The sequence below is a fragment of the Streptomyces sp. RKAG337 genome, from assembly GCF_023701715.1.
GTDB lineage: Bacteria > Actinomycetota > Actinomycetes > Streptomycetales > Streptomycetaceae > Actinacidiphila.
In genome coordinates this window covers 699,322-719,653 of sequence record NZ_JAJOZA010000001.1, presented here as the reverse complement: position 1 = coordinate 719,653, position 20,332 = coordinate 699,322, and the positions used below count along the sequence as shown (strand labels likewise).

The 20,332-nt window shown below is 70.4% G+C and carries 19 protein-coding genes and 2 pseudogenes; 14 read left to right on the top strand and 7 right to left on the bottom strand.

All coding sequences use genetic code 11. The annotated features are described in order from the left end of the window. Positions 1–20: 20 nt before the first annotated feature. From LNW73_RS03010 to LNW73_RS03000, 3 genes are read right to left on the bottom strand one after another with little or no spacing between them, the layout of a single operon-like run. Complete coding sequence (locus LNW73_RS03010; protein WP_250988757.1) at positions 21–470, bottom strand: hypothetical protein; 450 nt, start codon at positions 468–470, stop codon at positions 21–23. Between the two features lie 23 nt (positions 471–493). Beyond that, a complete protein-coding gene (locus tag LNW73_RS03005; protein WP_250978832.1) occupies positions 494–1,720 on the bottom strand; it encodes a hypothetical protein in 1,227 nt (408 codons plus the stop codon). Next, the gene (locus LNW73_RS03000; protein WP_250988756.1) at positions 1,717–2,694 is read right to left on the bottom strand and encodes a hypothetical protein; all 978 of its coding nucleotides are present in this window, start codon (positions 2,692–2,694) and stop codon (positions 1,717–1,719) included. Before LNW73_RS03000 ends, LNW73_RS03005 begins: the two co-directional genes overlap by 4 nt. 232 nt (positions 2,695–2,926) lie before the next feature. Here LNW73_RS03000 and LNW73_RS02995 point away from each other — a divergent pair, with 232 nt between their 5' ends. The 6 genes from LNW73_RS02995 to LNW73_RS02970 all read left to right on the top strand — a co-directional run bounded on the left by LNW73_RS02995 (position 2,927) and on the right by LNW73_RS02970 (position 9,255). After that, a complete protein-coding gene (locus tag LNW73_RS02995; protein ID WP_250988755.1) occupies positions 2,927–3,070 on the top strand; it encodes a hypothetical protein in 144 nt (47 codons plus the stop codon). Between the two features lie 106 nt (positions 3,071–3,176). Next, positions 3,177–3,767 carry a DUF4240 domain-containing protein gene (locus LNW73_RS02990; protein WP_250992779.1) on the top strand — a complete coding sequence of 197 codons (591 nt, stop codon included), beginning with the start codon at positions 3,177–3,179 and terminating at the stop codon, positions 3,765–3,767. Positions 3,768–3,919: 152 nt separating this feature from the next. Next, positions 3,920–5,926, top strand: a complete 2,007-nt coding sequence (locus LNW73_RS02985; protein ID WP_250988754.1) for a hypothetical protein — start codon at positions 3,920–3,922, stop codon at positions 5,924–5,926. Between the two features lie 485 nt (positions 5,927–6,411). Next, on the top strand, positions 6,412–7,245 hold the full coding sequence (locus LNW73_RS02980; protein ID WP_250988753.1) for a PIG-L family deacetylase: 834 nt from the start codon (positions 6,412–6,414) through the stop codon (positions 7,243–7,245). A 251-nt stretch (positions 7,246–7,496) separates the two neighbouring features. Beyond that, positions 7,497–8,564, top strand: coding sequence for an outer membrane protein assembly factor BamB family protein (locus tag LNW73_RS02975; RefSeq protein WP_250988752.1), 1,068 nt, complete (start codon positions 7,497–7,499; stop codon positions 8,562–8,564). Between the two features lie 157 nt (positions 8,565–8,721). Further along, a complete protein-coding gene (locus LNW73_RS02970; RefSeq protein WP_250988751.1) occupies positions 8,722–9,255 on the top strand; it encodes a YbaK/EbsC family protein in 534 nt (177 codons plus the stop codon). Between the two features lie 218 nt (positions 9,256–9,473). On the opposite strand, the gene soxR is transcribed toward LNW73_RS02970, so the two are convergent. Beyond that, on the bottom strand, positions 9,474–9,938 hold the full coding sequence (soxR, locus tag LNW73_RS02965) for a redox-sensitive transcriptional activator SoxR (protein ID WP_250978838.1): 465 nt from the start codon (positions 9,936–9,938) through the stop codon (positions 9,474–9,476). Positions 9,939–10,030: 92 nt separating this feature from the next. On the opposite strand from soxR, the gene fdxA reads away from it, so the two are divergent. Then, the gene (fdxA, locus tag LNW73_RS02960; protein WP_250988750.1) at positions 10,031–10,411 is read left to right on the top strand and encodes a ferredoxin; all 381 of its coding nucleotides are present in this window, start codon (positions 10,031–10,033) and stop codon (positions 10,409–10,411) included. A gap of 64 nt (positions 10,412–10,475) precedes the next feature. Further along, positions 10,476–11,129, top strand: coding sequence for a hypothetical protein (locus LNW73_RS02955; RefSeq protein WP_250988749.1), 654 nt, complete (start codon positions 10,476–10,478; stop codon positions 11,127–11,129). 91 nt (positions 11,130–11,220) lie between these two features. On the opposite strand, the gene LNW73_RS02950 is transcribed toward LNW73_RS02955, so the two are convergent. Then, the gene (locus LNW73_RS02950; protein ID WP_250988748.1) at positions 11,221–11,994 is read right to left on the bottom strand and encodes a hypothetical protein; all 774 of its coding nucleotides are present in this window, start codon (positions 11,992–11,994) and stop codon (positions 11,221–11,223) included. After that, positions 11,991–12,575 carry a SigE family RNA polymerase sigma factor gene (locus LNW73_RS02945; protein WP_250978841.1) on the bottom strand — a complete coding sequence of 195 codons (585 nt, stop codon included), beginning with the start codon at positions 12,573–12,575 and terminating at the stop codon, positions 11,991–11,993. Before LNW73_RS02945 ends, LNW73_RS02950 begins: the two co-directional genes overlap by 4 nt. Before the next feature lie 205 nt (positions 12,576–12,780). Between LNW73_RS02945 and LNW73_RS02940 the strand changes: the two are divergent. Then, positions 12,781–14,136: pseudogene (locus tag LNW73_RS02940) on the top strand (acyl-CoA carboxylase subunit beta); the annotation flags it as partial. A gap of 8 nt (positions 14,137–14,144) precedes the next feature. Then, positions 14,145–14,336, top strand: a pseudogene (locus LNW73_RS02935) (acyl-CoA carboxylase epsilon subunit); the annotation flags it as partial. Between the two features lie 330 nt (positions 14,337–14,666). Here LNW73_RS02935 and LNW73_RS02925 read toward each other — a convergent pair. Further along, positions 14,667–15,293, bottom strand: a complete 627-nt coding sequence (locus LNW73_RS02925) for a TetR/AcrR family transcriptional regulator (protein ID WP_250988746.1) — start codon at positions 15,291–15,293, stop codon at positions 14,667–14,669. A 259-nt stretch (positions 15,294–15,552) separates the two neighbouring features. Between LNW73_RS02925 and LNW73_RS02920 the strand changes: the two genes are divergently transcribed. The 4 genes from LNW73_RS02920 to LNW73_RS02905 all read left to right on the top strand — a co-directional run bounded on the left by LNW73_RS02920 (position 15,553) and on the right by LNW73_RS02905 (position 20,261). Further along, a complete protein-coding gene (locus LNW73_RS02920; protein WP_250988745.1) occupies positions 15,553–16,134 on the top strand; it encodes a TetR/AcrR family transcriptional regulator in 582 nt (193 codons plus the stop codon). Positions 16,135–16,565: 431 nt separating this feature from the next. Then, complete coding sequence (ureA, locus tag LNW73_RS02915) at positions 16,566–17,318, top strand: urease subunit gamma (protein WP_250988744.1); 753 nt, start codon at positions 16,566–16,568, stop codon at positions 17,316–17,318. Further along, complete coding sequence (locus LNW73_RS02910) at positions 17,315–19,063, top strand: urease subunit alpha (protein WP_250988743.1); 1,749 nt, start codon at positions 17,315–17,317, stop codon at positions 19,061–19,063. The genes ureA and LNW73_RS02910 overlap by 4 nt, the downstream gene beginning before the upstream one ends. Before the next feature lie 109 nt (positions 19,064–19,172). Then, the gene (locus LNW73_RS02905) at positions 19,173–20,261 is read left to right on the top strand and encodes an agmatine deiminase family protein (RefSeq protein ID WP_250988742.1); all 1,089 of its coding nucleotides are present in this window, start codon (positions 19,173–19,175) and stop codon (positions 20,259–20,261) included. Positions 20,262–20,332 lie beyond the last annotated feature (71 nt).

Below are 20,332 nucleotides of genomic sequence, written 5' to 3'. Positions count from 1 at the left end.
CGTCTCCGCCTCCGCCCCGGTCACGTGGTGAACTTCGGCTGCTGCAACACGGGAACGGCACCGTCGTTGACCTCGGCGGCGCGTGCCACACCGCTGAACGTGGCCGCGGGCGCGCCGTTGATCACGGCGTTGGAGGGATTGGCCGTGGTGATGCGGCACTTCCGGAACAGCACATGCTGGAAGTCCCACTCACCGGCGCCGCCGGTTGCCTGGTACAGGCCGATCGAGAAGTCGGTGCCGTCCATCGCGAGCCGGGTCAGCTTGGCGGCCGCGCCGCCGATCGCCTTGACCGTCAGGGTGAAGGTGAAGTTCGCCGGGTTGGCGATGTAGCCGATGTGAGTGGCCTCGATCGAGTGCACCACCTCGGTGTTGAGGTTGAACGTGGGGGTGAAGGAGTCGATGGGGGTCAGCGGGTGGGCGGTGTCCTCGTCGACAACCACGGCCAGGCGAGTGTTCGTCCAGTTGGGCACGGCGTCCTCCGTCGGGGATCGGATCAGGCCTTGAGCGCGAGTTGGATGTCGAGGAAGTGGATGGAGCCGGCGTAGGTGACCGACAGGAGCACCTCGACGACGCGCTCGGTACGGGCTGCCGTCAGCGTCGACGCCTGTCCCGGCGAGCGGGTCGCCTCCTCGGTCTCCAGGATGGGCAGCAACGGGATGTCGATCCCGTACGCGGCGATGACTCCGGAGGTGACCAGCGGACCGAGGATGCCGTCGATCCGCGAGCGGAGCCCCTGCAGGCCGAGGCGGTCGATGCGGGTCTCGCCGATCGAACCGATCAGCCCGGCCTTCAGCATGAAGTCGATCTGATCGACGACCCGGACGGTGTCGACGTACAGCGGCGCGGAACCTCCGGTGTTGAAGGTGCGCCCGGAACCGAAGTAGAGCCCCTCGCCGGGGATCAGCTCGGGGTCGATCAGCGGGATGATGTACGCCTCGGCCAGCTGCTTGATCTCCGAGCCGCCGAACTGCTGGGCCAGCGGGATCCGTACGCCGCTGACCTGCTTCATCAGCACGCTGGACTCCGGAGGGTATCCGGCGATGGCGCCGGTGGCCGCCGCGGCGACGTCCACGGGCGGTTCGCCGTCCGCCCCCTTCCGTACTCGCGCGGCGACCAGGATCATCCGGCCGGAGTCGCTCTTGAGCGTTCCGTAAGCGGTCTGGGCGGCTGAGGCGAAGGTATGTTCCGCGCTCGTGGTGAGCATCGGGTCGACCATGGCCACGCCCATCCGCGCGTCACCCGCCTTGCTCACCGTCTCCACGTGGTCCTTGAGCTTCGCCAGCTGCGTTGCGCTGGTCTCGCCCGCCAGGCAGACGAACTGCACCGACAGCGCCTCGGCCGCGGTGAGCGCGGCGCTGTAGTCCGGTGTGGTGGTGTCCGCCGCGCCGCCCTCCACGGGGGTGTCCGCGGTGGGGACGGCGTACACCCGGGTCGGCGCGGGGTTCTGCAGCAGGGCCGCCAGGACGGCGCGGTAGAGCGGACCCACGTCCTTGCCGCCGTTGGTGATCGCTCCGGTGCCGTCGGTCTTGGCCAGCATGTCGCGGGCCTCTGCCGCGCTGCCGATCTGCACGGGGACGTTGGCCTCGGCCGATCCGAAGCCGCCCTTCGAGCCGACGATGGCGATGTTGCCCACCGCGCGTCTGGCCAGCGGCTGCAGGCCACGCGTATCGATGGTGACCTTGATGTAGGGATACTCCGCGGTGACGGTGGTGACGGTCATGGCGCCTCTCCTGGCAGTGGGGACAACGGGACGGGCACGACCCCGACCTCGCGCAGCCGGGCGGTGAGCTCGGTGAGGCGGGCCTCCCGCAGGGCGTCGGCGCCGGTCGGCGGGGCCGGGCCGGCCGGCAGGGGCAGGCCGGAGTCGTCCAGCGCGGCCTCCGGGAAGAGCAGGAGCGCCGGCAGCGCGGCGCGCACGGTCATCCCGGCCGGCGGCCGCGGCATGTCGGCGTTGTCGGCGCCCCGCGCCCTGGCGAGCTGCACGTCGGCGAGTCGGCCCGCCAGATCGTCGAACGGCTGGGCGTGGACGTACACGAGGCAGATCAGTTTGAAGGCCGCGTCGGGTACGGGCGGCGCCGCCTCCTCGACCACCGCCAGCCGCAGCCGCTGCGCGGCGTTCGGCGGGCTCAGATACGCCTGAAGACTCTCGAAGGTCGTCAGCCCGCGCTGATCGAGGAGCGCTTCGAGGGGAGCCGCGTCGGCGGTCTCGAACCGGGCACCGAGCAGGGCCCGTAACACGGTCAGCCGCCGGGCCTGTCGCGCGTTCCCCTCGGGCGGCAGTGACCCGTCCTGGCGGACGATCTCGGCGTCGACGGCGGTGACGTCCGCGATCCCGTCCAGAGGCTCCGCCTCCACGCCGGTGACGGAGGTCGCCACGCCCTGCAGACCGGCCACGAGCGTGAGGTCCAGCCGGGCGTCCGCCCCGGGGGAGGGGGGTCCGAGGGGGACCGTGGCCGACATCCGCCACTGGCGGCTGGACTGGACGTCGTGCACCTGCGCGTCCACCTGGTGCGGGTTCCAGTCGGAGGGCAGCAGCGTCACCTGGCGGGCGACGACAGCGCTCACCGGACCGGCCGTGGCGTCCGACGGGACGAACGCCGCGGCCAGCAGCCGGTCGCCGAGTCGAGGGGTCAGCACGGCGGCGCGCTCGACGGGATCGAGGAGGCGCAAAAGAGTGCGGTCGCGGAACTGCATGCCTCTCCCTCGTCAACGGCAGGGCTCCGCGCTCCTGCGGACCGGAGACCGCTCATCGCGCCGGGACCAACACATCAGGGATTACCTGGAGCACCCGCGTTTGATGCGCAGGGTGCGAGCAGTTCACACCGTTGGGGGTAGGACCTCGCCGACCGGGCTCGGTGTTCCGGAGCCCCGCGGGGGACCCGGAGTCCGGTCCGTGTTCCCGCGGCGCGGACGGCAGGATCATGCGATGGGCGCTCGATCCGGCGCGGCCACGACCCGCGTCTGCACCGTGGTCGGACGCGGCCTGAACCGCGATGAATGGGCGGCCTACCTTCCGTCCCTTCCGTACCGGCCGACCTTCGACCGGGTCGGCGGCGCGACATCGCGCTGACCTCGGCCATGGGCCGTAGTTGGCGCGTTCGGTGCGGTTGGCGCGGTTGGCGCGGGGCGAGGATCCCTGCCGTGTCAGAGGCGGGTGGCAGAGTGCTTCCGTGGACATGGATGCTTTCTGGGCGCTCATAGAGGAGTGCCGACGGCGGTTTCGGGACCGCGACGAGCGGCTCGCCTGGCTCCGTGGCGCGTTGGCGCGCAAGTCACTTGAGGAGATCGTGCGCTTCCAGGTGTGTCTGGACCAGGTGACCCAGGACGCCTCCACAGAGGATCTGTGGGCTGCGGCCGCGCGCATCCTCGGTGGCCGGTGCTCCGACGACGGCTTCTGTTACTTCGGTCTGTGGATGGTCGGCCTGGGGCGGGAAACGTTCGAACGGGCGCTGGTCGATCCCGACGCCCTCGCCGACGCACCCGAGGTCCAGCGTCTGGCCGCCCGCCCGCGCGCCGACTGGAACGATGACTGGCCGGACTGGGAGTTGCTCGACTACGTCGCGCTGGAGGCCTATGAGCGGGCAGCAGGCGGCGCCGAAGGTGGGGAGGGTTGTGAGGACGCGTTTGATGACGCGGTGGAGACCCAGCGGCTGAACGACCAGGGCGATCGGGATCCGGCCGATGGGCGCGAGGACGTCCGTGGAGGCGAGGAGACGGCGCTCGGGTTGCCGCGGCTGGGCCGTTTGTTTGCGGTCGGTACCGGCTGAACGGGTGGGTCCCGCCCTGGTGACCCTCCGATCCCGACCGGTTCGGCCGGTCGACGAACAACCAGCCCCCGATCACTGGCTGTAAACATCCTGTCGCTACCCGTGGTCGTTGCGGAAGGATCGCAGGCACGGCCTCGCTCGCCGTCCAGGCCGTGATCGCCGAGTCAGGGGAGACGCTCGTGGAGTCGTTCGAGTTCGGAACCACGCAGGCAGAGCGGTTGGAGCGGCTGCGGGGGCAGTTGCAGGGCAGCCCGGTGGGCACACGCGCCGCCCAGCGCACCCAGCCGTCCCAGGGATCGAACCTGTTGTTAGGGGTGATGCTGCACGCGGCGGCCCGGCTGGAGGCCGGGCTGGAGCTGACGGACCTGGAGGCGCGGATGGTCGCACCGCTGCGGCTGCTGCTGTCGGAGGAGGAGGTCCACGACTTCGGGCGGGTGTACCGGGAGGAGAACACCGCGCGCAGCACGGCCGCGGTGCTGCCGCAGGTGCTCACCGTCCGTACCGTGGCTGACGGCTACTCGATGGAAGATCTGGTCAAGGACCTTCCCGCGCTGCGGGAGGAGATCCTGGGCCAGGCCAACGTCAGCGTCATCGACCTGAACACCTCCCCGCAGGAGGGCGACACGTTCGACACCGCGGAGTTCAACGCCGGCCAGGCCGCCTATGGCTACGGGGCGACGCTGGTGACCGCGTCCGCGCCCCCGGAGCAGGAGCCGGGCGTCAACGCCTCGTTCGTCGCCCGGGTCGACATGTACTCGTTCCTGTGCGAGGACGAGTCCAACGAATGGTCCGCGTCCGACGAGATCTACTGGGGGGCGAGCTCGGTGGGCGCGTTCAGCGCCCGGCAGGAACTCCTCAGCCGGGTGTTCACGAACGTCGACAAGGGCGAATGGCACGACTTCGGCGCCAACACCACGCTCTACAACGGCCGCGTGGACACCACGCTGGTGTGCAACATCTCCTGTTGGGAGGAGGACGACGGCGGCGAGCCGTGGAGGAACCAGCTGAGGGACAAGCTGCGGGCCATCAGCGCCGAACTGCAGAAGTTCGTCGACACCATGGAGATCTACGGCTACCTGGCACCGCAGTACGGCGACTTCCTCGACTACGCCCAGATCACCGCGATCGTCGCCCGGATCATCGCCTGGCTGATCGACCTGTTCCGCAACAACGACGACCTCATCCAGGAACGCACCCTGGTCTTCACGCAGTCCGCGCTGCGCCAGTTGGTGACCTCCGGCGGCGCCGGCTCGACCGGCTGGGTCTTCAACGGCGGTGACGCCGAGGGCCGCCACCGCCTCCAGCTCAAGTGGATCGGCACCCCGCCCCCCGCCGACGCCCCCGGTGACATCAAACTGATCTCCCCCGCGAACAACCAGTGGGGCACCACCATCCGGCTTCCCGGGCACACCGACTGGGGCCCCTCCCTCGCCGTCCACAACGGCGACCTGCACGTCGCGTCGCGCGGACTCAACGGCGGCGTCCACATCGGCCGGGTCAGCGGCGGCGCCTGGCAGGGTTACGGGTTCGTGCCCGGCCTGACGAGCTGGACCCCGCCGGTCCTGGCGGTGAACGCGGGCACCCTGTTCGTGTCCAGCGGAGGAGAAAAGGGCGAGATCTACGTCTCGCGACTCAACGGCTCCACCTGGGGCGCACCCGCCAAACTCACCGGGGCCAGCTCGGCGGCCGCAGCCCTGGCCAGCCGCAACGGCACCATGCACTGCGCGGTCCGCGGCTGGGCCGGCGACGCCTACGTCTACCTCGCCTGGCTCGGCAGCAACTCCCAATGGGGCGGCTTCGGACGGGTCGCGAACCTGCAGACCTTCCACGCCCCGGCCCTGACCACCCTGGGCGACAAGCTCTACCTGGCCTGCGCCGGCTTCGGCGGCGAGACCTGGGTCCTGAGCCACGACGGCACCAGCTGGTCCGCGGCGACGAACCTCGGCGGCACCACCGACAGCGCCCCCGCACTGACCGTCCGCAACGGAGTCCTGTACTGCGCGGTCCGCGGCCTGAACTCCGCGATCTACCTCAACTCCCTCAACGGCACGACGTGGACCGGGTTCACCCAGTACGTCCCCGACGCGTCCACCATGTCGGAACCCGCCCTCGCCGGCGGCACCGGCAACACCCTCCACATCGCCTACCGCACCACCTGACCGTCACACCGGAGGCCCGCACCGCCGGCGCGGGCCTCCGGCACCGAGCGCCACGCCCGCCGGCCCGGGCCGGTGAGCGGGCCGACGCCGAGCGGGCGGGGCCCCATGGCGGCCACCGACGAGTGCGCCCGACCGGTCGCCGATCAGGCTCCGGCGGAGATGGTGGTCCCGCCCCAGTCGGCGGACGTGAGCGACTGCGATGGAGACCCGCACGCGGCCAGGAAGTCATCGCGGTGCGGGCAGCGGTTTCAGCGCAACCGTATCGGCGCACTCCTCACGCGTCGCGGTCCGCCGGATGCTGCGAATCGGAGCCAGGCGGCCGCGCCGGGAACATCCGGGCCGGTCAGCACGGTTGCATGACCGAGGGACCGGTGCCGCACGGGCGGGGAACACGGAGACCGCAAGGTCAGCCGCTCCACCCGCATCCGGGCCCTCGGTTCGCGGTAGGCCTGCCGCGCGCTCTCTTTCTGCAGAAGGACTGTTTGATGACCGACCGGCCGTTGACGCTGATGGCAGTACACGCCCACCCCGACGACGAGGCCACCGGAACCGGAGGTGTCCTCGCGCGGTACGCGGCGGAAGGCATCCGCACGGTTCTTGTGACCTGTACCGACGGCGGTTGTGGTGATGGACCGGGGGGTGGCAAGCCGGGTGAGGACGGGCACGATCCGGCGGCCGTCGTCGCGATGCGCCGTCAGGAACTCGAGGCGAGCTGTGACGTCCTGAAGGTCAGCGATCTGGAGATGCTGGACTATGCCGACTCCGGGATGATGGGCTGGCCGAGCAACAAGGCCCCGGGATCCTTCTGGCAGACCCCCGTGGAGGAAGGCGCCGCCCGGCTCGCGGAACTCATGCGGCACTATCGACCTGATGTGGTCGTCACCTACGACGAGAACGGCTTCTACGGCCACCCCGACCACATCCAGGCCCACCGCATCACGATGGCGGCGCTGGAGATGACCGGGCTGACACCGAAGGTGTACTGGACGACGATGCCCCGCTCGATGATGCAGCGCTTCGGGGAGCTCGTGCGCGAGTTCGATGAGGACATGTCGGAGCCGGATCCCGCTGAGGCCGCCGCGATGGCCGAGATCGGCCTGCCCGACGATGAGATCTCCACGTGGGTGGACACCACCGCGTTCAGCGGTCAGAAGTTCGATGCGCTGGCCGCGCACGCCAGTCAGGGCGAGAACATCTTCTTCCTCAAGATGGGCAAGGAGAGGTTCGGCGAGTTGCTGGGCATCGAGACCTTCGTACGGGTCAAGGGCGCCACCGGCACGGCCGTACCCGAGAACGATCTCTTCGCCGGTTTGCGCTGATCCGCCCGTCCGGCCGGGACCCGGCCGGTACGTCGTTCGGTGAGCGGCTGGTCACATGAGTCCGCCGGCCAGGGCAATCACCCGGGGGGTTGGGGATGGTACGGATCGCGAAGAGACGGCTGCGGCAGGTGCGGCCCGCCTGGCGGGTACCGGGGGTTTCCGGCGCGTCGGGCAGTCAGAACGCCGTGGGGAGCTGGTGCACGGCCGGTCTGGTGGTGCGCGGGCAGGCGGACGGGTTGCACGCTTACGACGTGGGCACCGGGGAGGCCGTCTGGTCGTGGATCGCTCCCGGCCGCACGGCGCTGCTGGCCATGAGCAGGACGGCTGTGAGCGGGGTGGGCCTGGCCGTCCACGCGGACGGCAGCGCGGACGGCAGCTCGGACGCCGGCTCGGGTGACGAGGCCGTCGACTGCACTGTCACCGCCGTCGGCGTCGAGGACGGCACGGCCCTGTGGTCCGTTCCCTTCGACCTCAGCGGCGGATCCTGGAGCCGGAGCCCGCTCGAGTACCATCTCCGCGGAGCCGTCGCGGTCGCCCCGAACCGCGCCGTCCTCCTGACGGACGGGCTCCAGGCCTACGCGCTGAACAGCGGACGTCCCGTCTGGCCCCCGACCGCAGTGTCAGCAGCGGGCGACGTCCAGCTCTCCGTCTGCCGGGACGGCATCATCCAGATCGGGCTGGACGACGGCCACCTCACCGTCCGGTGTCTCGACGCCGCCGAAGGCACCATCCGTTGGGAGACCGCTCCGTCCACGCGCGGACCCGTGGACACGGTCCACGTCCTGCAGGAAGATCCGCTCGCCGTCCTGTGCCGAGGCCGGGGCAGCGGCGGGCTGGAGGAGGTGCTGGTCCTCGACGCCGAGGACGGGCGCACGGCCGGGCGGATACCGGTCTCCGAGCACGGCGAGCTGCGTATCACCGCGTACGGACCGGTGGATGGACTGCACGTGGGGGAGCGGGTGGCCTCGGTGGGCGAACTGCTGGTTGCCGTGGTGCGTCCGGCGGAGCTCTGCGGCGATGATCTGACCGCGTTCGCCTTGGACGGCGGGGCGCCCCACTGGACCCGGCGGTCGCAGGGGCTGGTCGTCAATGTCTTCGCCGTCGACGGTGACGTCGTGGTGGTGAGCCGACCGAACGGTCTCGTCCGTGTGCACCTGCTCGACGGCGCGACGGGAGCGGTCCTGGCGGTGCGACGGCTGGCCGGGTACGAGGCGGGAATGCGTGGCCGGTACTACCTCGACGCCCATCACCGTCTGGTCCACGTGTCGCCATGGGGGGACGGGAAATGGCATCCGCTACAGATGTTCCCCTTGCGCTGACAGCCGCAGGACGCGCAGGCGAGCGGGGGAGAGCTCGTACACGCTCGCCGTTGCCGGGGGGCCGCAGCGACCCCGCAGCCGTCCGCCCGATCGGACCGTTGCGCCCACGCGCCTTCGGCTTTGCCGACAACCAATCGGATTCCGCCATGGTTCGGGGATGAGCGACACACTGATCCAAGCCGCGCCCGCCGACCCCACGGCGCGTGCTCATCTCCTCGACCTCCTCACCCGCCACCGCGCCCGCTTCCGGCAGATAGAGCACGCGCCGGAAGGCAGAACGGACGTGGTGAGCGCCCTGCGCGGGCACCCGATAGGGCAGGCGGCGAAGTGCATCGTCGTGCGAGTGAAGGTGACCAAGAAGAGTTCTCACTACGTCCTGGCCGTGGTGCCCGGTGACCGCCGGGTCGACCTGGACAGGATCCAGCAGCTGTGGGCGGCGCGGCAGGCGTCCTTCGCCGACCGCGCCACCGCTGAGCGCCTCTCCGGTTGTGTCAGCGGCGCCATCGTGCCTTTCACCTTCGATCCGGCGCTGGAACTCGTCGTCGACCCGGCCCTGCTGGAACACGAAGAGATCTTCTTCAACGCAGCCGATCTGAACCTGTCCGTGGCGCTGGACGTGCGCGACTACCTGCGGATCGCAGTGCCCCGCACCGAGTCCATCGCGGAGAACGCTGTTGCCCTCGCCGACTGAGCCCCGGCCTGCCGTTGTGTCCCGCCCCATGGGGGCGCAGCGGCAGGCGCCGCACCGGCCGCCAGGACGTGCGGATGCCCGCCGGGTCGGCATCCGTCCGAAAGGACCACCGCCTGCCGCGATGGCGGCGCCGTGGGTACGAGTACCGGACGCCTGAACACCGCTTCTCCGGCCGGTGCGGCGACCGTGCTGAACTCGCCGGCCGGATGGTCCACTTCTTACAGCCGTCGGGGCCCGACGCCATCGTCGGCGAGCGTGTCACCGGGGTTCAGCAGGGCGCATGCCTTCATCGAGAGACATCCGCAGCCGATGCACCCGGTGAGTTCGGCCTCGAGTCGCTCGATCGTCTGCCGGCGCTCCTCCAACCGGCGTTTCCAGCCACGCGAGGCGCGTTGCCACTCCTGGTGGCTCGGCGGCCGGTCGAGCGGCACGTCGGCGAATGCCTCCAGGAGGTCCTGCAACGGGATGCCGATCCGTTTTGCGACCGAGATCAGGGCGACACGGCGAAGCATGTGGCGCGGGTAGCGGCGCTGGTTGCGACCGTCGCGTTCGGACGCGATCAGGCCGAGTTCTTCGTAGAACCGCAGGGCGGAGACAGCGGCCCCGGTCCTGGCGCTCACTTCGCCGATGCTCAGCCAGTCGTCCGGGCTGGGCCGGGCCTCGCTGGAACGGTGACTCTGCATGCACAGCCTCCTCTTGACCTCAAGATTACTTGAGGTCATACGGTCGGCTGCGTCAGAACGGCAAGCAGAAACGACCAGAGGATGGCAGTTCGATGACGTTTGTGATCGCTTTGCCCTGTGCGGATGTCAAGGACAGAGCATGCATCGATGAGTGCCCTCTCGACTGCATCTACGAGGGGGATCGCATGCTCTACATCCAGCCGGACGAGTGCATCGACTGCGGCGCCTGCGAGCCGGTGTGCCCCGTCGAGGCGATCTTCTCCGAGGACGACATCCCGCGGGAATGGCAGCACTTCGCCACCGTGAACGCCGAGTTCTTCTCCGACCTCGGCACCCCCGGCGGCAGCGCGAAGCTCGGCCCGATCGGGCGGGACCATCCGATCGTGGCGGCGCTGCCGCCTCAGGGTGCCCCCGGCCCGGTGCGGATGTCGGGGGTTCGTCACAACGGTCCGCCGTTGGACCCGGCTTCGTGACATCACGCTGTGCGGTGCCGCGGTCGCGGTACGTTCTCGCCAGGCACCAACACCTGGGGGGACCATGCGTAAGATCCTGCTCGCGACGGCGGCCACCGCCTGCCTCGCACTGACGGCGTGCAACGGCACGACCGGCGGCGATGCGGACCCGAAGCCGACGCCGACGGCCACGCCGTCCGCCGGGCAGCCGGCCACTCCGTTGCCGTCAGCCACCGTCAGTCCCAGTACCCCCACCGACAACGGCAGCGCCGCGCAGGCGCTCGGAACGTCGGCACGGACGGTGGGGGCCAAGTTCGTCGGCATCGTGGAGATCACGCCGACGAATGTCGTCCATGCCAGGGCAGGTGACGGGCAGACCTCGCGGTACGGCACCTTCGTCGTCATCACGACCCTGGACGCGTCGCTCTCCGCGAACGCGGCCGACGAGGAGACCACGGACGGCACGGTCGGCGGCTGGCAGTGGATCGGCTCGAACGGGCAGACCGTCTCCGAGGGCAAGGGCAACGCCTTCAAGGTCAGCATCGCTGGGTACGACAGCCTCGGCCGGATCGAGCCGGGGGCTCGCCAGAACCGTGCCGAGATCTTCGATCTCACCCCGGAACAGGCCAAGGGCGGCACACTCGTCTACACCGACTCCACCAAGGCCTCGTACCGCTGGAAGATCCCGGCGGCCGACGCCGGGCCCGACGTGGCGGCGGTGAAGCAGCGCCTGGGCTGAGGGTCTCCGGGAAACTGCGGACACCCGCCGTCCACGCCGAAGCTCGGCCGCGGGAGGGCGGGGCGGGTGTCCACAGACCCGGTCGGCCGGGTCAGAAGGGAGCTGTGCCGATTTCCTTGCCCTGGGCGTCACGCAGTTTGATCTGGGAGGAGTGGTCGGTGCCGGGGGAGCCCGGCAGCCCCAGGGCGAAGTAGGTCTGGGTCAGGCCCGGGAGCTGGAAGGCCGGGGAGCTGTAGGACACGCCCTTCCAGACACAGTCCACCGACTTCACATTCGTACTGACCTGCCCGATGATCACCCATCCCACGGAGCCGTGCCCTGACGGCGCGTCGATCGTGTAGTCGGTGGTGCTGACGCCGCCGCCCGAACCGACCGGCTGCTGGTCGCAGCCGAACATGCCGGCTGTGCCGGAATCCGAGCCGGTCGCTGCCACGACCGCGGTGCAGGAGGTGCCACCGCCGGCGTGCACCAACCCCAGCTTCCAGGGGACGCCCGCGATCTTGCCGGAATGCTCGGGGAAGGTGCGGAAGATCGGGAAGGGCGGATCGTTCGGCGTGCGCGGGGGCTTCGTCGTCGTGACGCCCGGTCGGGGGGCCGCCGGATCCTTCGAGGTCGCGGCCGGTGGGGACATCGGTGTGGCCGTGGTGCCCGCGGAGTTCGGCTGCGCCGCCAGCCAACTGCCTCCGCCGAGCACCGTCGCGACAGCCACCGCGGTGAGCCCCAGCAGTGCCCGCCGCGTCCGACGTTGCCGCCGGCCGGACGTCACGATGGCGCCCAACGGTACCCGGCCCACGTCACTCTCCTGCGACAGCCGCTCGAACACCGCCTTCAGACCGGACTCGTCCAGACTCGTACGGTCGTTCATGACTGTCCTTCCGAAAGGTCGGGCCGCAGTGCGGGATCGAGCCGGAGCTTGGCCAGCGCCTTGGAGGTCTGGCTCTTCACGGTGCCCACCGAGCAGCCCATCGCCGCGGCGACCTGGGCTTCGGTCAAGTCCGACCAGAAACGCAGCACCAGAACCGCGCGCTGCCGCGGCGGAAGCGCCGCCAGCGCCTGGTTGACCGTCACCCGCCACGCGGCGGCGGGTGCGAAGTCCACCGAGGCGGCCGCACTCGCCTCGGCGCGGCGGTCCCACGCCACTTCCCGCACCCGACGCCGACGCATCCGGGTGCGATGCGCATTGACCAGCACACGATGCAGATAGGCGTCCACGTCCCGCGCCCGCGACACCTTGCCCCAATGGGCGTAGCAGGACGCCAGAGCGGTCTGTGCCAGATCCTGCCCCGCGTTGACATCGCCGGTCAGCAGATAGCCGGCCCGGACGAGCGATGGCCACCGCCGCGCCGCCAGCATCTCGAACTCCGGTATCCCCTCGACCCCCTCGACCGGGTCCGCAGCGGCTTCGGGGGGTGCCGTGCCACGCGCTCTCACGTTGAAGATGCTCATGACCCCCTTAGAGTCCCCCGACGCCGCAAAAGGTTGCCCGGTCGCCGCAGATCGCACAGGAAGGCCTCGGTCTCGTCGTACGTCACCCCGGAGCGCGTCCTCGGCGGCCAGTGAGCTCGGGCCGGTGAGGGAGGTGTTCTTCACCCGCACCACGACCAGCGGCACATAGGGATCTGGCCCGCACCGGCGCGCGGGGGGTCACCGCCGGCGATCGGCGGGCTGTCAAACCGATGGAGTGGTCACCGGCTGGGGACTGGTCGACGGGCGTACCGTCTTCACCTTCGCCCATGACTTCCGGATCTTCGGAGGGGCGCTGGGGGAGGCCCACGCCCAGAAGATCCACAAGATCATGGACCTGGCGCTGGCCGCCGGGGCGCCCCTGGTGTCGCTGAACGACGGCGCGGGGGCCAGGATCCAGGAGGGCGTCTCGGCTCTCGCGGGTTACGGCGGCATCTTCGAGCGCAACACCCGTGCCTCGGGGGTGATCCCGCAGATCAGCGTGATGCTGGGCCCCTGTGCGGGCGGCGCCGCCTATTCCCCGGCGCTGACCGACTTCGTCTTCATGGTCCGGGAGACCTCCCAGATGTTCATCACCGGGCCCGACGTGGTGCGTGCGGTCACCGGCGAGGAGGTCACCCAGAACGGCCTCGGCGGTGCCGATGTCCACGCCGAGACGTCCGGCGTCGCACACTTCGCGTACGACGACGAGCAGACCTGTCTCAGGGAAGTCCGCTATCTGCTCTCCCTCCTCCCCGCCAACAACCGTGAGATGCCGCCCTTCGCGGCCGGTGACGACTCCGCGGACCGGCGGTGCGAGGAGCTCCTCGACCTGGTGCCGCTCGACGGCAGCCGTCCGTACGACATGCGCCGGGTCATCGAGGAGATCGTCGACGACGGCGAGCTCATGGAGATCCACGCCCGCTGGGCCACGAGCATCATCTGCACCTTCGCCCGCCTGGGCGGCCAGGTCGTCGGCATCGTCGCCAACCAGCCGCAGTCCTTCGCCGGGGTACTGGACATCCACTCCTCCGAAAAGGCCGCCCGGTTCGTCCAGATGTGCGACGCGTTCAACGTCCCGCTGGTGACCCTGGTGGACGTGCCGGGCTTTCTGCCCGGCGTGAGCCAGGAACACGGCGGAATCATCCGGCACGGTGCCAAACTGCTCTACGCCTATTGCAACGCCACGGTCCCGCGCATTCAGTTGATCCTGCGAAAGGCCTACGGCGGCGCTTACATCGTCATGGATTCGCGTTCCATCGGCTCCGATCTCTCCTATGCGTGGCCCGCGAACGAAATCGCGGTCATGGGGGCGGAGGGGCGCGGCCAATGTCGTGTTCCGGCGCCGCATCGCCGCCGCCGACGATCCCGCGGAGATGCGCGGGCGACTGGTCAAGGAATACAAGGCCGAACTGATGCACCCTACTACGCGGCGGAACGCGGCCTGGTCGACGATGTGATCGATCCCGCCGAAACCCGCACCGTGCTCATCCGCTCACTCGCCATGCTGAACCGGAAACACGCCACCCTGCCCACCCGCAAACACGGAAACCCCCCGCTGTGACGCCGGCCATGGCGCCCCCCTTCGACGGTCCGCTGGGCCCTGCCCTGCTGAGGGTCATCAAGGGGCAGCCCACCACCGAGGAGATCGCCGCGGTCGCCGCAGTCCTGGCCGCCTGTCGACCCGTGCCCCCACCACCCCGGCCAACCCACACGCCCACGACGCCGCGGCCCGCTGGGCACGTGCCGACGCGACGCGTTTCCCACCGGGCTCCTGGATGTCCGGACGATAGAACCATCCCGGACGACAGAACCGTCCCGATGTTAGAACCTGGCGACCCCGGCGCCGCGTGTGGTCAGGCGGCGGGTTTGCCTGGCTGGTCGTGCGTTGAGCAGTGGATGCCGCCGCCACCTGAGGCGATCGTGTCGATCGCGACCGGGCATCCGGCCAGGACAGGCGCGACAGAGAGCCGGCGCAGGTCGACACATCGGGCCCTACGGACAAGAGTGCGCGCTCTGCGCCGTGAACGGCCGCTCCGCACGGAGAGTGATGCGGCCGCGTGTCGCCAACTGTGGCACTGACTGGAAATTCAGTCAATTCACCGTGGAAAGGGAACCCAAGCGCCCGATTTCCACTCCGATCGCCCCGCGCAGCAGGCTGCGGGCGTGTTCGAGGGGGAGCAGGCCGCTGAGCCAGCGGACGCTCAGTCCCTCCAGCAGGGCGGTCAGCCGCTCCGCCGCGGCCGTGACGGCGCCGGGCGCCGCGGCCGGGCAGAGTGCGGCGAGGTGGCCCGCGACCTCCGCCACCCAGGCCGCGCCCGCCGCGGCGAGGTCGTCGCGCAGCTCCGGATCGAAGACCGCGTGGGCCCGCAGCTCGCCCCAGGCCGTACTGTTCTCGCGGACCTCGGGCAGCTCCTGGAACTCCAACAGGAGTGTCTGCTGCAGGAGTTGCCGCGGGTCGGACGGCGGGGCGGGAGCCTGGACGCCGCCCGTCGCGCTGGAGGCGGTGTATGCGGTGTATGCGGTGTAGCGGTCCGCACGGTCCCCGATGAAGGCCAGGGCGTGTCGCAGGATGCCGGGCCGGTCCTTGAAGTGGTAGTAGATCAGGGCGGTGGACACGCCGGCCTCGGCCGCCAGATCCGCCACCCGCAGCCCCCGGACACCCTGCCGTGCGATGACGCGCGCGGCTCCCGCGAGGATTGCTCGTCTGCGGTCGGTCACTCTGTGATCCCTCCTGGTCGTGGCAATACCGACCCAAGGGTTGACTGAATTTTCAGTTAACGCAAGGATGCCGTCTCATTCCGCTCCATCCCCTTAGGGAGGCCTCATGGAAGCGCACCTGTCCGCCGTGCCGCCGACGCGACCGCGAACGAGCCCGCAGGAAGCCCCGTCCGCCGCGGATGCGGCACCGGCACCGGACCGCACGCCCGGTGACGGACCGTGTGCGGCTGCCCGGGAAGGCCCCGGTAAAGTGCGGGTCATGGCCTCTCGCAGCACTCAGATCCTCGAAGCGGCCGCCCGGGTGATCGCCCGGCGCGGTGTCCGCGGGCTCCGCGTGGAGGAACTCGCGGCAGAGGCCGGCATCTCCACCGCTCTGATCTATTACCACTTCAAGGACCGTACGGGGGTCCTGCGCGCGACGCTCGAGTTCATCAACGACCGCGCCGAGCGCTACACCACCGACCGCGCCCCGGAAGACCCGCCGCTCGCCCCTCGGGAGGAGCTGGAGCAGACCCTGCTGCTGGAACTCCAGGACACCGCGGAGGTGCGGGAGAACAGCTCGGCCTGGGGTGAACTGCGGGCGAGCGCCGTCTTCGACGAGGTCCTGCGCGAAGATCTCGCGAGGGCCACCCTGGTGTGGGTCCAGGAGGTCGCCGCGATGCTGGGTCAGGTGCAGCCGATGGCGCCGGCCTCGTCGCTGGCGGCCGCCGCCGAACGGATCACCGCGCTCCTCGAGGGGCTCAGCATGCGCTGGCTCAGCGGCGGCACCCCGATCGGTCACGCGCAGGAACTCATGCGCGGCGCGATCGACGCCGAACTGGCCGGGCTCCGGCAGAACTGACGCAGGTCCGCGCGGGTCCCACCGGTCCGTGCGGGCCCCACCGGATCCCAGCACTACGTTCCGGCCCCGTCCTTGCGTGGGACAGGACGTTGCGCCGCCCCATCTATTGACTGAACTTTCAGTCAATGCCAGAGTGAGAATCGAGCCACCGACGGCCCGACAAGGCCCCACCTCGGTCGGCTCGCTCTCCCCGCGGGCCCCGGGCTACCTCTGGGCCGCACCCCGGCTCTTGCCCGTCACCGCGTCGCCGAGGTCCCCTCCGTGCCCCCGCTCCCGCTCCGTGCACCCGTGCTCCCGGCGCCTGTGCATCCGGACGGCGGGCCCGGCCCACCTCGTCCGCTCGTCCGCCTTCCGGAGGAAGTCATGATCATGAAGGTTTCGACCGGCCCGGGCGTCCGCCCGGCCGTCCGGGCGGACGCCCGGTGGGCGTCATGCCCCTGACGCCCACCGAACGTGACCGGCTGCTGCTGTTCACCGCCGCCCAACTCGCCCGGGCCCGCCACGCGCGTGGCCTGCGGCTCAACGTCCCGGAGGCGACCGCCGTGATCGCCGACACGGTGTGCGAGGCGGCGCGCGACGGCGTCCGTCTTGCCGACGCCCTCGCCCGCGGGCGTGGTGTCCTCGGCCCGGACGACGTCCTGCCGGGCGTCGTCGACATCGTGACCGAGGTGATGGTCGAGGCGGTCTTCGAGGACGGCACCCGGCTCGCGGCGATCAGCGACCCCTTCGGGGAGCACCCTCGCGACGACAGTGCGCCGGGCGCCGTACTGCCCGCAGCGGACACCGTCGAGGCCCTCGCGCCGGTCCGGATCCTCGCCGTGCACAACACCGCGACGGTCCCGGTCAGCGTGACCTCGCACTTCCACTTCTTCGAGGCCAACCCGCGGCTGGACTTCGACCGGGCCGCCGCGTACGGCATGCACCTGGCCGTCGCCGCAGGATCCTCCGTCCGTCTCGACGCCGGCTCCACCGTCGAGGTGGGTCTCGTTCCCATGGGCGGCGCCCGGGTCGCGATCGGCTTCGCCGGCCTGGTCGACGGGCCGCTCGACGCCCCTGGCGCGAAGGAAGAAGCCCTGCGCCGGGCCGCGGCCTGCGGCTACCTCGGTGCAGCCATCCCGGGAGGAACCCGGGAAGCTACCCCGGATCGAACCCCGGAAGAAAGCCCGGAAGGAACCCCGGTATGAGCAGACCGACCCGGCACAGCGACCACTGCGCCCCCGGCAGCCGGCACATCGACCCGCACGAGTACGCCGCGGTGCACGGTCCCCGTGCCGGGGACCGGGTGCGGCTGGGCGATTCGGGGCTCGTCGTCCGTGTCGAGTCCGACGCGCAGTTGCCCGGTGACGAGTTCCTGGCCGGTTTCGGTAAGACCGCCCGTGACGGTATGCACCTCAAGGCGGCGGCCGTCCGCGACACCTGTGACGTCGTGATCAGCAACGTCGTCGTGATCGACGCGGTACTCGGCATCCGCAAGGTGTCCATCGGCATCCGCGAAGGCCGGATCTGCTCGATCGGCCGGGCCGGCAACCCCGACACCCTCGACGGGGTCGATGTCGTCGTCGGCACCGGAACCAGCATCGTCTCCGGCGAAGGCCTGATCGCGACCGCCGGTTCCGTGGACACCCATGTCCATCTGCTCTCGCCGCGCATCATGGAGGCCTCACTCGCCTCCGGCGTCACCACGATCATCGGCCAGGAGATCGGCCCGAGTTGGGGCGTGGGGGTGAATTCGCCCTGGGCCCTCAAGCACGGGTTCAATGCGTTCGACGCGTGGCCGGTCAACATCGGCTTCCTGGCCCGCGGTTCGTCCTCCGATCCGGCTCCGCTGGTCGAGGCGCTCGCCGAGGGCGGTGCGTGCGGCTTCAAGGTTCATGAGGACATGGGCGCGCACACCCGAGCCCTGGACACCGCGCTGCGCGTCGCCGAGGAGCACGACGTCCAGGTGGCGCTGCACAGCGACGGCCTGAACGAGTGCCTGTCCGTGGAGGACACCCTCTCCGTGCTGGACGGCCGCACGATCCACGCCTTCCACATCGAGGGCTGTGGCGGCGGGCATGTGCCCAACGTGCTGAAGATGGCGGGCGTGCGGAACGTCATCGGCTCGTCCACCAACCCCACGCTGCCGTTCGGGCGGGACGCGGTCGCCGAGCACTACGGCATGATCGTCTCCGTCCACGACCTCAAGACCGACCTGCCCGGCGACGCGGCCATGGCCCGTGACCGGATCCGCGCCGGGACGATGGGCGCCGAGGACGTGCTGCACGACCTGGGCGTCATCGGCATCACCTCATCCGACGCGCAGGGCATGGGCCGCGCGGGCGAGACCGTCCGCCGCACCTTCCAGATGGCCGCCAAGATGAAGGCGGAGCTCGGCCCCCTGGACGGCGACGGCGAGGCCGACGACAACGCGCGCGTGTTGCGTTACATCGCCAAGCTCACCATCAACCCCGCCATCGCCCACGGCCTGGCCCACGAGATCGGCTCCCTCGAGGTCGGCAAGCTCGCCGACATCGTGCTGTGGCGCCCGCAGTTCTTCGGTGCCAAGCCGCAGATGGTCCTCAAGTCCGGCTTCCCCGCCTACGGCGTCACCGGCGACCCGAACGCGGCCACCGACAACTGCGAGCCGCTCGTACTGGGTCCCCTGTTCGGCGCCCACGGCGCCGCCCCCGCGGACCTCTCGGTGGCGTTCGTCAGCCGCGCCGCGGCCGAATCGGGCTCGTTCGGCGCCCCGTACGACACCTTGGGCACCCGGCGCCGCCGGGTCGCCGTACGGGGCACCCGCGGCATCGGTCCGCGGGACATGGTGGGCAATGCCCGCCTGGGGGACGTCGATGTGAACCCCCGGACCGGTCTCGTCACGCTCGACGGCGAGCCGCTGCGCTCGGAACCGGCACAGCAGGTCCCACTCAACCGCCTCTATTTCCTCTGAGGGCGCCTCCAGCCCCCTCCTCCACCGACCCAGGTCGACCCAGGTCTCCACTCTTGACTGAATTTTCAGTCGGGGGGAGACTCTGCAAACGAAAGAATCGAGACGTCTGATGGCTGAATACCGTATGCCCGCCGAGTGGTCCGAGCACGAGGGCTGCCTGATGGCCTGGCCCACGCGCGAGGAGCTGTGGGGAAGCGTGCTGGACGAGGCGAAGGAGGAGTACGCCAATGTCGCCCGCGCCATCGCCGCCTTCGAGCCGGTGACGATGGTCGCTCCGCCCGGCCACGGTGACGAGGCCCGCGCCCGCTGCGGGGACAGCGCCACCGGTGCCACGGGTACCACCGGTGCCACGGGTACCACCGAAGCCACGGGTGCCACCGGCATCACGGTGATCGAGCTGCCGCTCGACGACTCCTGGTTCCGCGACTCCGCTCCGCTGTTCGTCCTCGACGCGGACGGCAACCGCGCCGGCGTGGACTTCCGCTTCAACGCCTGGGGCGGCAAGCACCACCCGTTCGACGCCGACGACCGCGTCAGCGCCCTCCTGCTGGAGCACCTGGGGGTCGACCGGATCGCCTCCGACATGATCCTCGAAGGCGGAGCGATCACCGTGGACGGCGAGGGCACGCTGATCACGACGGAGCAGTGTCTGCTGCACCCCAACCGCAACCCCGGTCTGAGCCGTGACGAGATCGAGGCGGAGCTGACGTCCCGGCTCGGTGTCACCAAGGTCATCTGGCTGCCGTACGGCGGTCTGCTGGACACCGAGACCGACGGCCACGTCGACGGCTCCTGCGCCTTCGCCGCGCCCGGCAAGGTCGTTGTCTCCCTGCCGTCCGACCCCGACCACCCCGACTACGCCCGGATGCGTGCCAACCGTGCGGTGCTCGAGGCCGTCACGGACGCCCGGGGCCGCCGACTGGAGATCGTCGACGTGCCGCAGACGGCCTTCGCCGACCTGGCCGAGGGCGAGGTCGAGGTGTCGTACCTGAACTACTACGTGGCCAACAGCGGTGTCGTCGTCCCGGTGGCCGGGCTGCCCCAGGACGAGGACGCCCTCGCCGTCATCGCCTCGGCCTACCCCGGCCGCAAGGTCGTCGGGGTGCGGACGCCCGTCATCGCGTTCGGCGGTGGCGGGGTCCACTGCATCACCCAGCAGATCCCCGTCGTCCGCTCCTCCCCGAACACCGCCGGCTGACCCGGGCACCGACCGTTCCCGGCGGGCCGCTACGGGCACCGACCGTTCCCGACGGTCCGCCCCGGCGGTCC